General features: G+C 55.4%; 11 protein-coding genes. 1 reads left to right on the forward strand and 10 read right to left on the reverse strand.

Annotated elements, in window-relative coordinates; all coding sequences use genetic code 11:
- Position 1 precedes the first annotated feature (1 nt).
- From cpsB to JK232_RS01410, 10 genes are all read right to left on the reverse strand, one after another.
- Positions 2-1,456 carry a mannose-1-phosphate guanyltransferase gene (cpsB, locus tag JK232_RS01365; RefSeq protein ID WP_072928432.1) on the reverse strand — a complete coding sequence of 485 codons (1,455 nt, stop codon included), beginning with the start codon at positions 1,454-1,456 and terminating at the stop codon, positions 2-4.
- Positions 1,457-1,473: 17 nt separating this feature from the next.
- Complete coding sequence (locus JK232_RS01370; protein ID WP_212588669.1) at positions 1,474-2,628, reverse strand: glycosyltransferase family 4 protein; 1,155 nt, start codon at positions 2,626-2,628, stop codon at positions 1,474-1,476.
- Positions 2,618-3,625 (reverse strand): glycosyltransferase family 4 protein, encoded by a 1,008-nt coding sequence (locus JK232_RS01375; protein ID WP_072928430.1) that lies wholly within the window; start codon positions 3,623-3,625, stop codon positions 2,618-2,620. The genes JK232_RS01370 and JK232_RS01375 overlap by 11 nt, the downstream gene beginning before the upstream one ends.
- Positions 3,618-4,856 (reverse strand): O-antigen ligase family protein, encoded by a 1,239-nt coding sequence (locus JK232_RS01380; RefSeq protein WP_241506153.1) that lies wholly within the window; start codon positions 4,854-4,856, stop codon positions 3,618-3,620. The genes JK232_RS01375 and JK232_RS01380 overlap by 8 nt, the downstream gene beginning before the upstream one ends.
- On the reverse strand, positions 4,853-6,022 hold the full coding sequence (locus JK232_RS01385; RefSeq protein ID WP_072928429.1) for a glycosyltransferase family 4 protein: 1,170 nt from the start codon (positions 6,020-6,022) through the stop codon (positions 4,853-4,855). Before JK232_RS01385 ends, JK232_RS01380 begins: the two co-directional genes overlap by 4 nt.
- 46 nt (positions 6,023-6,068) lie before the next feature.
- Positions 6,069-6,653 (reverse strand): acyltransferase, encoded by a 585-nt coding sequence (locus JK232_RS22905; RefSeq protein ID WP_072928428.1) that lies wholly within the window; start codon positions 6,651-6,653, stop codon positions 6,069-6,071.
- A 28-nt stretch (positions 6,654-6,681) separates the two neighbouring features.
- A complete protein-coding gene (locus JK232_RS01395) occupies positions 6,682-7,515 on the reverse strand; it encodes a glycosyltransferase (RefSeq protein ID WP_072928427.1) in 834 nt (277 codons plus the stop codon).
- A gap of 167 nt (positions 7,516-7,682) precedes the next feature.
- Entirely contained in the window at positions 7,683-9,860 is a 2,178-nt protein-coding gene (gene wzc / locus JK232_RS01400) for a tyrosine-protein kinase Wzc (RefSeq protein ID WP_072928426.1), read from the reverse strand.
- 12 nt (positions 9,861-9,872) lie between these two features.
- Complete coding sequence (locus JK232_RS01405) at positions 9,873-10,307, reverse strand: arsenate reductase/protein-tyrosine-phosphatase family protein (RefSeq protein WP_072928425.1); 435 nt, start codon at positions 10,305-10,307, stop codon at positions 9,873-9,875.
- A gap of 5 nt (positions 10,308-10,312) precedes the next feature.
- Complete coding sequence (locus JK232_RS01410) at positions 10,313-11,446, reverse strand: polysaccharide export protein (protein WP_072928424.1); 1,134 nt, start codon at positions 11,444-11,446, stop codon at positions 10,313-10,315.
- A gap of 1,122 nt (positions 11,447-12,568) precedes the next feature.
- Here JK232_RS01410 and JK232_RS01415 point away from each other — a divergent pair.
- Positions 12,569-14,158 carry a TerC family protein gene (locus JK232_RS01415; protein ID WP_212588670.1) on the forward strand — a complete coding sequence of 530 codons (1,590 nt, stop codon included), beginning with the start codon at positions 12,569-12,571 and terminating at the stop codon, positions 14,156-14,158.
- The last annotated feature ends 43 nt before the right edge of the window (positions 14,159-14,201 follow it).

The raw sequence follows: 14,201 nt of genomic DNA on the forward strand, positions 1-14,201 counted from the left end.
ATTACACCCGGCCATAATTATCCTGGAAACGGACAATATCATCCTCTTCCAGATACGCGCCCGAGCGCACTTCAATTAAATCCAGCGAAATTTTGCCGGGGTTTTCCAGCGAGTGGGTTTCACCCAGCGGAATATAAATGGATTCATTTTCCGTCAGGATAAATTGCTCCTCGCCTTTGGTGACTTTGGCCGTCCCCGCCACCACCACCCAGTGCTCAGCACGGTGATGGTGCATCTGCAGGGAGAGTTTCTCGCCCGGTTTCACCGTGATGCGTTTCACCTGGTAACGCGCACCGGCGTCGATGGAGTCATATTTGCCCCACGGACGGTAGACTTCGCGGTGGATGTGGTGCTCCTGGCGGCCGGCGGATTTGATCTTCTCAACGATCTTCTTCACATCCTGCACCTGGTTGACGTCGGCAATCAGCACGGCGTCTTTGGTCTGCACCACCACCAGGTTCTGTACGCCCACGGTGGTCACCAGGCTCGACTCGGCGAACACATAGTTGTCCTGCGAGTTGTGGCTGATGACATCGCCCTGATGCACGTTGCCGAGTTCGTCTTTCTCGCTGATCTCCCACAGGGAAGACCAGGAACCGACGTCGCTCCAGCCGGCGTCCATCGGTACCACGATGGCGTCCTGGGTTTTTTCCATGACCGCATAGTCAATGGACTCGTCCGGGCAGCGCAGGAACGCGTCCACGTCCACCCGCACGAAATCGAGGTCCGGGTCGATGGTGCCGACCGCTTCGGCACAGGCACTGCCGATGTCAGCACGGAATTTGTTCAGTTCTTCCAGGTAACGGCTGGCACGGAACAGGAACATGCCGCTGTTCCAGTAGTAGTGGCCGCTCTCCAGGTAGGCCTGCGCGGTTTCCAGATCCGGCTTCTCGCGGAAATCAGCGACGCGGAACGCCACTTCATCCGGCGCATTGACCGGGTTGTCCAGCGCCACGGCTTCGCCGCGCTTGATGTAACCGTAGCCGGTTTCCGGGCCGGTCGGCACGATGCCGAAGGTCACCAGTTTGCCTTCCTGCGCATACGGGATGGCGTCAGTCACGGCTTTCTGGAACGCGGCGGTGTCTTTGATCACATGGTCTGCGGCCAGCACCAGCATCAGCGGGTCTTCGTCCGCGCCTTCCGCCTGGTCGACCGTCAGGGCCGCCAGGGCGATGGCCGGGGCGGTGTTACGGCCGGCCGGCTCAAGGATAATGTTTTTGGTCAGCTTGCCCATTTCGCGCAGCTGTTCTGCCACGATAAAACGGTGCACTTCGTTGCAGATAACCACCGGGTTCTGGCAGCTCAGCCCATCCAGACGCTTCAGCGTGGATTGCAGCATGGTCTCGTTGCCGTTCAGGTTCAGGAACTGCTTCGGATAAAGGATACGGGATAAGGGCCACAAACGGCTGCCGGAGCCGCCTGCCATAATCACTGGATAGAGTTTCGTTGAGCTCATGAGATTTCCCCTTACACCTAGTAAATGATCTGCTTGGATTCGTTGAACGCCTGCCATTTGGCATCGACGTATTGCTGCATCTCCTGACGGAAACGCGCTTCAGAAAACTTGGTGGCATTCAGCCGGCAGTCCGCGGCGGTAATCGCTTCGCGGTTCTGTTCAAAACGTTCCACGGCGGCCACCAGGCTCGGCACGGTCTGCGCGTCAAAGAACAGGCCTGTCGGCCGTGCGACACCCAGCGGGCGCACGGTTTCCAGCGCCCCGCCCTTGCCGAAGGCGATCACCGGCGTGCCGCAGGCCTGCGCTTCCACCGGGGAGATACCGAAATCTTCCTCAGCGGCAAACACAAACGCCTTGGCGCGGCGCATGTAATCCACCAGCGTGGCGTCATCCTGGAAGCCCAGGATTTCGATGTTGGGCTTGGCCAGGCGTTTCACTTTCTCCATCTCGCTGCCGTCGCCAATCACCACCAGTTTTTTGTCCGGCATGGCGGCGAAGGCTTCGACGATCAGGTCCATACGTTTGTACGGCACCATGCGCGAGGCAGTGAAATAGAACTCTTCTTTGTTCTCATTCAGCGTAAAGCGATCAACGTTCACCGGCGGATAGATCACATCCGCCTTGCGGCCGTATACCTTGTGGATACGGCGGGCAATAAACTGCGAGTTGCCGATGAAATGGTCGACACCCTTGGCAGTGCGGTAATCCCACAGGCGCATCTTGTGCAGCAGGTACTTGGCCAGCGAGCCTTTCATGCCCTTGTCCAGCCCGGCACCGCGCAGGTACTGGTGCTGGAGGTCCCAGGCGTAGCGGATCGGCGAGTGCACATAGCTGATGTGCAGCTGGTCCGGGCCGGTCAGCACCCCTTTTGCCACCGCGTGGGAGCTGGAGAGCACCACGTCATGCGCGGAGACATCCAGTTGCTCAATCGCCAGCGGCATCAGCGGCAGGTAGTTCTGGTATTTTTTCTTCACCCGCGGCAGGTTCTGCGCGAAGGTGGTGGTGGCGCGTTTGTTGCCGATCTTCTGGCGGTCTTTGTCAGACAGGAAATCGATCACGGAGTAAAGGTCTGCATCCGGATAGATTTGCACCAGTTCGCTCAGCACCTTCTCGGCACCGGCGTAGGTCACCAGCCAGTCGGTGACAAAGCCTACGCTATAGTTATTTTCCATTGTGTTCCTCGGCAATGACCTCATTCAGGGCTTTCCTGACTTTCTCGGCGGTTTTTTCCCACGAAAACTTCTTCGCCTGAATGAATCCTTTCGCAATCAGTTTTTCCCGCAATGCCTCATTAAAATAGAGCTGATTCATTGCAGTTGAAATATCATCCACATCCAGTGGGTTCACCAAAATAGCCGCATCGCCTGCCACTTCCGGCAGTGAGGTGGTATTCGAGGTAATCACCGGCGTGCCGCAGGCCATCGCTTCAATGACCGGCAGGCCAAACCCTTCATACAGCGAGGCAAATACCAGGCCGCTTGCGCTCTTATAGAGTGAGGGCAGATCTTCCAGGGCAACAAAATGGGTAAAATGTACCCGGTTCGTCACCTTTAATTTTTCCATTAAGGCGGTCAGTTCTTCATTCGGCTTACCGGTAAATACCAGCTTTACCTCCGGCGGTAAATTCGCCTTACTGAAGGCTTCCAGTGTCCGCAGCTCATTCTTATGGGCTTTGCGGTTACTGACACACAAGAAGTATTTGAAGTCGACATTATAAGGTTTTACATCAACATTAAAACTTTCTGATACGCCATTACCGACGTTAATGACCTTATTAGGATTAATACCACTCCACTCCACAATGCGTCGCTTGGAAAATTCTGAAACCGTCAGGATTTTTTTCGCCTTCCTGCACCCGTTCCGGATAATCACTTGATAAAACAAACGCTTGAACTTACTGGAGTTTTCCGGGCGATCCAGGTGGTTCAGGTCATGCACGGTAAACACATAAGGTATTTTCGAAAACAGCGGCGGGATATATCCTGGGAAAAAGATCACATCACCGCGTTTTGACAAGCTGGCCATTGCCGTTTTTATCGTATCCGCCGGGGAAACCGGTTTGCCGGAAAAATTGGCACTTTCAAACTTATTTATCCGATTAATCTCATCCGCGAAAGTACCAATGCCGCCTGAACCGTCCCATCGGTTGTCGAAAATAATCCTACTCATTAGTCATCTCTCTGCGATAGACACTATAAAACCCGAGGTATAACCACGGATACACCATATATAACTGCGCACCGAGTAAAAACGGCAGAACGAACAGGACAAAAAAGACCATGCCCATTTCATTGAATTTGAAATACCGGATGGTGGCGATTAAAAACAGGATTACCCCTATTGCACCATTCTCAATCATCAGGTTGAAAAATCCGCCCAGGCCGGTTAAATCCCAGCCGGGTACCACCGGGAACGGGCCGCGATATTCGGAATTATTACGTACCAGGGAATAGGCCCCGAGGCCGACACCAATATAGGGGTTATCTGCAATGATATTCGGCCCGATATAGGTCGCTGCAATTCGCCCCATCACCAGTGACGGGTCATTGCCGCGCAGCGTCAGCACCTCGTTGAGGTTGCTCAGGTCATTCACATAGTTTTCCGCCACCTTGTACATCACCGCACCGCCGAGCAGCACGCCCACCAGCATCAGGGTGGAGAAGCGGAACATATTTTTCGGGTTGATGAAGCTGCGCAGGAACGGGTAGCGGAAGGTCAGCGCCAGGAAGCCGAACACGGCCGCCCCGACGATACCGGCCTTGGACTGCGACAGCAGCAGCGCCACGGCAAACAGCGCCAGCACCAGTTTGCGCTTCAGGAACATCAGCTCCAGCAGCAGCAGCGTACTGATGTAGAGGCCATACGGGCCGCCTTCCACATAGAAGCCGCGCATACGATGCGTCGGGCCGTAGGAGACCAGTTTGCTGCCTGCGGCCACGTCCACCATAAACAGCGCAAAGATCCCAAGCAGGATGATGGCGTTATAGTTCAGGAACTTACGCACAATATCCGTGTAGGAGAGGCCATTATTGCGGTAGAAGTTAAACGGCAGGCAGGCCACCACCAGGCAGAGCACCAGCTCCACAAAGCGCACCAGCGAAATCACGTACTTGCTTTTCAGGCCGCCGTAGTTGGAGAAATAGACCTCAGTGGTCGCCCCCTTGAACAGCGACAGCAACATCAGCAGCACGAACACCACCAGGAATACCAGCAGTTTGGTTTCGATACGGCGGATAAAGAACGGGAACAGGGAGATCGCCATCAGCTCCCACACTTTGACCGGCCCCAGCGCCACGTCAGTGAGCTGGCAGGCGATAGCGGTAAAGAAAATAATAATGCTGGAAATCGACAGGCCGCGACTGTTTCCCATGGTCATGGCCCGTGAGCTGCTCATCATCATAGACGTTCTTCTTTTATTGTAGTGTTGACGGAATGACCGGCATTCAGGGTCTGTCGGCTCGCCTGCCCTGCCCCGGTATGGCCTGTGGCCTCCGGCCGGCGGGCAGTGATGCCGTGCTGTGTGCTGAGATAGTCAGAAATTTTCGCGGCCAGCGCGGCCGGTTCATCGGCGGCGTCTTCCGGGCCATAAACCGCTGCGGCGGGCAGGTAATCTTTCATGCCGTCCCGGCGCGAGGCGATAATCGGGATATTGCGCTTCTGCGCTTCCAGCATCACCAGCGGCACCCCCTCAAACTGCGACGGGATCACGATGAAATCTGCCTCGGTGGCGTAAGGCCACACCGGGCTGACCCAGCCGAGGAAGCGGAAGCGCACGTTGTCCGGCAGGGTGGCGGCACGCGCTTTCAGCGCCTCAAGGTCCGGGCCGTCACCGGCCACCACCACCTCAAAGGTCACCGGCAGATCGCCGAGACGGGCTAAGGCCTCGGCCAGCACGTCCTGCCCTTTCTGGCGGAAACTGACGCGCCCCGGCATCAGGATGCGCACGGTGCCGGGTTGCGGGGTAAAGGCATAACCGACGCCGCGGATCTCAGCGGCCGGCGGGGCCGGCACAAAGTTCGGCAGCACGCGCACCTGCGCCTTGGGGTTCCAGCGGCGCAGGTCGTCGGCGAAGCAGGCGGAAATGGTGATGTAACGTTGGCAACGTTTATACACCACCGCCCCCAGCGCATCTTTCACCCCGGCCAGTTTCGCCCCCATTTTGCTGAAGCGATGGGCGTAAGGGATATAAGAGATCACTGAAATCTTCTGGCGTGCCGCCATATTGACGAACACTGACCCCAGTTCGATATCGCCCTGAATCAGCACAATGTCGTCCACCCGCGGGGCCAGATCTTTCAGGAAGCGGGCCGCCCTGGCGCGCAGGCCGACATTGAAGAAGGCGTGCAGGATCTCCAGTTTCTGGTGGCGCACCCCATGTTGCTGGTAGGGGATCTGCGCCTGGTCCAGAATCGCCATCAGCTTCGGGTTATCATCCGGCACGAAGCAGGCAAGCTTCAGCCCTTTGCGCTGAAGTTTTTTAATGTGCTCGACAGCCATCAGTTCATGGCCGCCCACAATGGCGGCAGTGAAAACAATGGCAATGTGACGGTTTTTTAGCGTTGGCATACGGCGTCGCGGCTCTGTGAGTTATCGGAAAAAGTGCAGTAACGGGTTACGCGTGAATCGGGCGCTGGCTGACCACTTTGGCCGGTACGCCTGCCACAATGCTGAAGTCCGGCACGTTTTTGGTCACGACCGCGCCGGAGGCAATCACGCAGCCATTGCCGACCCGGACACCCGGCAGGATCACCGCACCGGCCCCAATCCAGACATCATCCCCGATGGTGACAGAGGTTTTCACGTTGTCCCACAAGGCATCTTTCATGTATTCGGTGGTATTTATTTCATGGTTACTGGCGATCATGCTCACATATTGAGAAATAATACATTTCTTCCCGATAATTATTTCCCCGCCTGATGCACGAATATTGTTATATTCGTTGATAGCCGTATCCTCACCCACCACAATACGGCTGCGGACGCCTTTTTTAGCCATCTCATCGGAACAGGTAATTACACTGCCTTTTCCAATGGAGACACCGGGTTTCAGCGTCAGCACATTATCAGGCCCGACAAATACCGAGGCGGAACTGTCAATACGCACCCGGTTGGCGCGCATTTTTGCCCGGAACCCCAGATGGGATAAATATTTCAGCGCATCCTTCACCATCAGAAGAATGAAATAAATAGCACTCATTGTTATTCCTTGCTCAAGCGCGTGTCGGCTACATCAATATTTTGCGGGCCTGGTATTTAATCACGTTAACCACATTACCCGGGTAACAGACCTGCATCAGGTCCTGCATGGAGAGGCGTTCATCCCGCGCCATTTTGTAATTGAACAGCAGGTTCTTGCGGTGTGCCGGTTTCAGCAGCTTGCGGTGTTTGGTCACGAACTGGTTGTAACCAATCTCCAGCTTGTTGCTCTTGGTGATGCGGCCGAACTCATGCTCCAGGTGCTGGATGTAGGTGGCTTCGCAGATGTTGTACCCTTCCCCGTAGCGCGCCCCGAGGCGGACCCAGGTGTCGTAATCCTGCCAGGCTTTGAAGCTCTCATCGAAGCCGCCAATCGCACGCAGATAATCGGTTTTGGTAAAGACCTGGCTGCCGACGATGTTCTGGTATAACAGGGAGTCCAGCCGGATATGGGTAACTTTATTAAAGCCTACTTTCTGGTGCTTCCCGAAATTAAAGATAATGCCTGAGCTCAGGTACGGGTATTTATGGCGCTCGTAGAATTTAACGAACTTCTCGATACGCTCCGGCAGGAATTCATCATCATCATCCAGGCCGGTAATATAGTGGCCGGTGGCGGCATTAATCCCTAAATTACGGGCAGCGCACGCGCCTTTCGGTGTTTCATTTTTCAGGTAGACAATATTGTCATGCAGCGCCTGATAACGCTCGACCAATTGTTGGGTATCGTCTGATGAGCCGTCATCGCAAATCAGGATTTCCACATTTTTATAGGTCTGGTTAATGACCGACTTAATTGCCCGCTCCAGCAGTGACGAGCGGTTGTGCGTCGGAATATACACGGACACGCGTTTTTCATTCATAGTTTTACTCTCTGCTCTTGGTGCGTCTTAATAGAGACTCATCCGTAAGGTCGCTTATCACCCACCATCAGTGCGCGGTGGCGTATCCATTGCAGTACAGCCCGATGAGGTTGCCGGCCAAAGCCGGCAGAGAGAGGGCAGCCGCAGGGGCTGCCCCAGGTGGTGCATTACTGCTTGGCAGACTTGTACTCGTATTCGTAGTAGCCGTAATCACCGTAGTAATTGCTGGCTTTCTTGATCACGGAGTTGAGGATAACGCCCTTGATCTCGATACCGTTCTGCTCGAAACGGTTGATACTCACTTCGATCTCTTTCAGGGTGTTCACGCCATAACGGGCCACCATCAGCGCCGTACCGGCTTTGCGCCCGACAATCGCCGCGTCCGTCACCGCCAGTACCGGCGGGGTGTCGATCAGCACGATGTCATAGTTGGCGCTGGCCCAGGCCAGGAGCTCGTCAAAGCGCTCATGCATCAGCAGCTCAGACGGGTTCGGCGGCACCTTACCGCGGGTAATGATGTCGAAGTTCGCCACCCCGGCGCTCTTCACCGCATTCTGGATGCTGCTCTGGCCGGACAGGATGTCAGACAAGCCGCTGTTGTTCGGCACGCCGAGCAGGTCATGGGTGTAGCCTTTACGCATGTCACCATCGATGATCAGCACGCGTTTCGCGGTTTGCGCCACGACGACCGCCAGGTTGGTACAGACGAACGTCTTACCAATCGACGGGCTGGCACCGGAGATCATCAGGATGTTGTTTTTCGCTTCCAGCATGGCGAAGTGCAGGCTGGTACGCAGGCTGCGCACCGCTTCCACCGCCAGGTCGGTCGGGTTGCCGATCGCCAGCACACCGGCGGCCTGTTCTTTGCGTTTGGCATTTTTCAGGTTGCCGGCAAAGATTTCACGATCCTTCTTCTGCTGCCATTCGGAGAGCGGGATGCTGGCATACACGTTGATCCCGGCTTCTTCCAGCACTGTCGGGCTTTCGATGCCGCGGTACAGCATGATTTTCACCACAATCCAGAAGATGGAGACAATCAGCCCCAGCATAATGGCGATGATGATGATCAGGATTTTCTGCGGCTTCACCACGCCCGGCTGGGTCAGCGCGTTATCCACGATACGCACGTTGCCCACGGTACTGGCTTTGGTGATGCTCAGCTCCTGCTGTTTGTTCAGCAGTTGCATGTAGACTTCCTGGCCGGCCTGCACGTCACGGGTCAGGCGCAGGATCTCCTGTTGGGTCTCCGGCATGGAGCTGACACGTTTGTTCAGGTTGTTTCTTTCGCTCTCCAGGGTCTGGCGTTTTTCCAGCAGGGTGCGGTACGCCGGGTGAGACTTGGTGTACAGCTTGGAGATCTCGGCTTCACGGAAAGTCAGCTCGTTCAGCTGGCCCTCAAGGCCCACCATCTGGTCCAGCAGCGCTTTGGTCTCCAGGGACATGTCCACAGAGTCGTTCTGCTGGCGGTAGCGGTTCAGCTTGTCTTCTGCGGCGTCCAGCTTGCTGCGGACTTCCGGCAGCTGCACACGCAGGAAGTTCAGGCTTTTTTCCGCTTCGGCCGATTTGCGCTCAACGTTCTGCATCAGGTAGTTGTTGGCGACGCTTGCCAGGGTTTTCTGGGTCAGTTCCGGGTCTGCGCCGGTCAGTGACAGGTTCAGCACGCCGGTATCACGGCCTGCATCCTCAATCACCAGCTGGTTCTGGATCTGTTTGATGGCGGAGATTTCCGGGCGTTTGACGATGTCAAAACGGGTGCCCGGTTCCGCTTTCACATCGCTGACCAGCAGGCTGAACTCACCTTCGGTCGCCAGTTTGCCCACTTCGCCTTTCAGCACTTCACCGTCATCGGTGGAGAGCACGAAGTGTTTGCTGTCAACCATCTCCAGTTCCATCGGCTTGTTCATCCAGACGGTCGGCACATTGAAGCGTGACACGGCGATCTGGGCCGGTTTCTGGCCGGTGATGCGCGCCCAGCCACTGCCGAACACCGGGAAGTGATGCTCCTGCACCTGGGTGTCCAGGTTCAGGTCAGCCACGGTTTTCCCCAGCACCATACGGGACTGGATCAGCTGGATTTCCGCATCGGAACCCGGCTTGGCACCCGGCATGATGCTGTCCAGGTTATCCATGATCGCGTTACCGACCGTGGATTCCACCTGTACCATGGCATCCGCTTTATAAATAGGCGTTGCGAACAGGGTATAAATAATGCCGATAACGGCGAACAGGGAGGTAATCCCGATGATCAACCAGCGGTGATCCAGCAGCGTACCAATTAGCCTGCCCAGGTCGATTTCGTCATTGCCGCCCATGTGGCTTGATTGAACTTTATTTTTCTCAGACATCTTATTCCCTGATTAGCTAGTAAGTGCTTTTGCCCATTGCTGAGCCGCATCATCAAGTAAACGGTATACGGACTCGAACGCTTCACGACTCTTCCGGTACGGGTCTGGTATATCGCGCTGACTGGACCAGTGCCCGAAAAGCATCGTTTTGCCCCGTACCTCGGGGGCCAGGTTCGTTACCGCATCAATATGCTTGCGTTCCATGACCAGAATTAAATCAAATTCTCTGCACAGGGAGGCGGTAAGCTGCCGGGCCGTGTGCCCATCAAGGTGCAATCCGTGTTCTTCGGCCACCAGCCTGGCTTGCTCATCGGCAGGTTTCCCTACCAGCGCAGACAATCCGGCAGACTGAATGACCTTATTGTCGGTATAGCGGCGCAATAACCGTTCCCCGGTCGGGGAACGGCAGATATTGCCCACGCACACCACCAAAACAGAATTAAACATCTGACTTACCAATCCTTAATGTCATGCACCGTATCGGTCATGTAACGGACGCTGTTGATGGTTGGCAGCAGCTGGTTGATCAGGCGGTTCCAACGGACAATCGGTGCGGCAGTCACATACACAATGTCATACGGCTGTAGCTGGAACTCCGTCCCGAGCACCATGCTGGAGGCATCAGAGGTATTCAGCTGGTAGATGTTAGCCAGCTTGCTGCCTTCTGCCCCGCGGGTCGGACGGATAACAAAGATGCCGGTCGCGTTGGCCACGGTCTGGTCAACACCCTGGGCATTCCCCAGCGCTTCGGTCAGCGTCATGCCGCTGCGGTCCATTTTCAGGGTGGACTGTCTGACGACTTCACCCATCACGAACACTTTCAGGTCATCATTACGCGGCACGAACAGGATATCGCCCGGGTAAAGCAGACGGTTCTGGCCGAGGTTGCCGTTTTGCATCAGGGCCTGCAGGGAGATACGCTCCTCGCGGCCGTTGTGCGTCAGCACCACGTTGCGCCAGTCCGCGTCAGCCGTCAGGCCGCCGGCGGCGTTGATGGCGTCCAGGATGGTCAGCGGCACGTTGGTGATCGGCTGCTGGCCGGAGGTGGCCACTTCGCCGGACACATACACTTTCTGTGAACGGAATGACGCGATGCTCACATCAACCTGCGGGCTTTCGATGAATTGCGCCAGGCGGCGGGAAATTTCATCGCGGATCTGGGTCACGGTGCGGCCCACTACTTTTACCCGGCCGATGTACGGGTAGAAGATGGTGCCGTCAGAGTGCACCCAGTTGCCGGTGTCGCTGGCGCTGCGGTACGTCCCCGCCGGGGTGGTCAGTTCCGGGTGGTCCCAGACGATGATGTTAAGCACATCGCCCACCCCAATGCGGTATTGATAGTTGGCCAGCTCAGTTTGCAGGCCGAGATTTTGCTGTGCGACCAGTGGGCGAACCCGCATCTGCTCCACCAGCTTCGGTGTAAGCGGATAGACATTGACTAATTTGTCGATGTCGTAATCGGCGTCATCCTGTTTGACGACCATTTTCCCACTGGTAGAAAGATTCTGACCAGGAATGACGGCACAACCACTGATCAGGGTGATCGATACCAAAAGCGGTATCAGTTTTAATTTTCTTTTAGCCATTGAATTATCATCACTGTCGCTGATTTTCTGAAAAGGACGTATTCCGCCGCCCCTGATAAAGTCACTGCTCAACCCTTCAAAGCCCCAAGCGTGTAGTAGACGCAACTGCCCATCGGCATCGCGTAATATGCGTTGAATCCTTTATGAATAGAGGTGTATTGATAACCGTACTATAACGATCTTTATCAAACATTCATCTTCAGAATGCTCTTAGTTAACCGATTTCATATAAACTGCTTATCAATTTCACACGAATTCACTTCTGCTGTTTACCTGCCGGGAAGTTAACCCCTGCGGCCGGTGAGGCATTCCCTGGGTGATTACCCGGTGAAAGCATCATGGCGGAAGTAAAGAGTATTGACGTTAGGAATGCTCTATATATTTTCTCACGCCGCGTAAATATTGCGGTGCTGAACAATTGACCGTTCCTTTATCCGGACACGCTACCGCCCTTGGCTTACAGCTACCAATGTACTGGGGAGAAAACGTTGTTAACCGGGCGCCTTTATCCCGCTCAGGCGAGCGGCGAAGGCGAGGTCACTGGTTATGTACAAATGATAGCCTTGTCACAAAACCAACAATTTATCGTCATCATTAGTGCAATGGGCGGAACGCGATATATAAATTGTGTCTAAGATTCTTATACTATTGAAGAGGTGTTACAAGCCTGTTGTAGCCCTTGAGTATCCTTTTAGGAATAAGACTACCCCCCCTTTTTTTCCGTCCTTTTCTACAGCGATTTTTCCCGCTTCAATGGGCTGATTATTAACCTTTTTTTGCTGCAAAATGCTTGCTTTCGTTTAATTTTCAACTACGCAAGGCCCGCCATAAAAAAAGCACACATTTCAGATTAATCAGATTGCCTTCTTATTAACTTACCGTGCCAATCAGTAATGGCGCCCCTGGTGCGGCTGAAAAATAAGATTATCCTTAGGTATATTTCCATATTAAGCAGGGGAATTACCCTGATTAAACTCACGTAATTGCTTTTATGCATAAACCTTAACCAGTAGCTTGCTACAAATAGGAATACCTAACCATTTAAGGTTGAATTTTAACGTGGCGGCTTACATTATTCGTTGTGCGGTATATTCCGTGGAAAGATTGAGGTGATAACTGTTTATGGAATGGATCGCTGATCCGACAATTTGGGCCGGGCTGGCCACGCTGGTGGTGCTGGAGATCGTGCTCGGCATCGATAACCTGATATTTATTGCCATCCTGGCGGAAAAAGTCCCGCGCAAGCAGCGCGACCGCGCCCGAATTACCGGCCTTATCCTGGCGCTGGTGATGCGTTTACTGTTACTGGCGTCTATTTCCTGGCTCTCCACCCTCACCCAGCCGATGTTTACCTTGCGTGGCCACCCGTTCAGCGGGCGGGATATGATTATGCTGGTGGGCGGGGTGTTTCTTTTATTTAAAGCCACGGTCGAGCTGAATGAACAACTGGAGGGCAAAGACAGCGAAGGTGGCAATAACCGCAAAGCGGCGCGTTTCTGGCCGGTGGTGGCGCAAATTGTGGTGCTGGACGCCGTCTTCTCGCTGGATTCGGTGATCACCGCCGTCGGCATGGTAGACCACCTGCCGGTGATGATGCTGGCGGTCTGTATTGCGATGAGCCTTATGCTGCTGGCCAGCAAGCCGCTGACCCGGTTCGTCAATGCACACCCGACGATTGTGATCCTCTGCCTCAGCTTCCTGCTGATGATCGGCTTCAGCCTGATTGCCGACGGCTTCGGCTATCACATCCCGAAAGGCTACCTCTACGCCGCCATCGGTTTCTCGGTGCTGATTGAGGCGCTGAACCAGCTGGCGCAGTTCAACCGGCGGCGTTTCCTCTCCTCACACCGCTCGCTGCGTGAGCGCACGGCAGAAACCGTGCTGCGGATGCTGGGCGGCCGCCATGAGGATGCCGAGCTCGACACCCATGCCGTCGGCATGGTGGCCGACCACGGCGGTGAAACGCAGGAGGTGTTCAACGAGCAGGAGCGCCGGATGATTGAACGGGTACTCGGCATGGCGCAGCGCACTGTCAGCAGCATCATGACCTCACGCCATGATGTGGAGTGCCTGGAGCTGAATGACCCGCCGGAACTGCTGGCCGAACAGCTGACCCGCAACCAGCACACCCGGCTGGTGGTCACCGAGGACAGCGCGGCCGATGAGCCGCTCGGCGTGGTGCATATTATTGACCTGCTGCGGCAGACGCTGAGCCAGCCGGAGCTGGACATCCGCGCACTGGTGCGCCAGCCGCTGATCTTCCCGGAACAGCTTTCGCTGTTGATGGCGCTGGAGCAGTTCCGCCAGGCACAGACCCACTTTGCGTTTGTGGTAGATGAATTTGGTTCCGTGGAAGGGGTGGTGACACTCACTGATGTGATGGAAACCATCGCCGGTAACCTGCCGGTGGCAGGGGAAGACAACGATCCGCGTCATGACATCCAGCAGCTTGACGAGCGTACCTGGGTCGCTAACGGCTATATTCCGCTGGAGGATCTGGCGCTCTATATTCCGGTACCGGTGGATGAGAAGCGGGAATACCATACGCTGGCAGGGTTGCTGATGGAGTATGCGCAGGCGATCCCCCAACAGGGGGCCACCCAGCAGATTGGGGATTACCTGTTTGAGGCACTGGAAGTGAACAGCCACCGCATCACCAAAGTGAAAATCGTCGCGCCGCCGCAGCCGGTAGAAGAGGATTACGAAGTGTAATGGCCGGGCGGGGCCGCTGTTCAGGCCCCGCCCGGTAACGTGA

It is taken from the genome of Nissabacter archeti (assembly GCF_018257325.1).
In the GTDB taxonomy this organism is placed as follows: domain Bacteria; phylum Pseudomonadota; class Gammaproteobacteria; order Enterobacterales; family Enterobacteriaceae; genus Chimaeribacter; species Chimaeribacter arupi.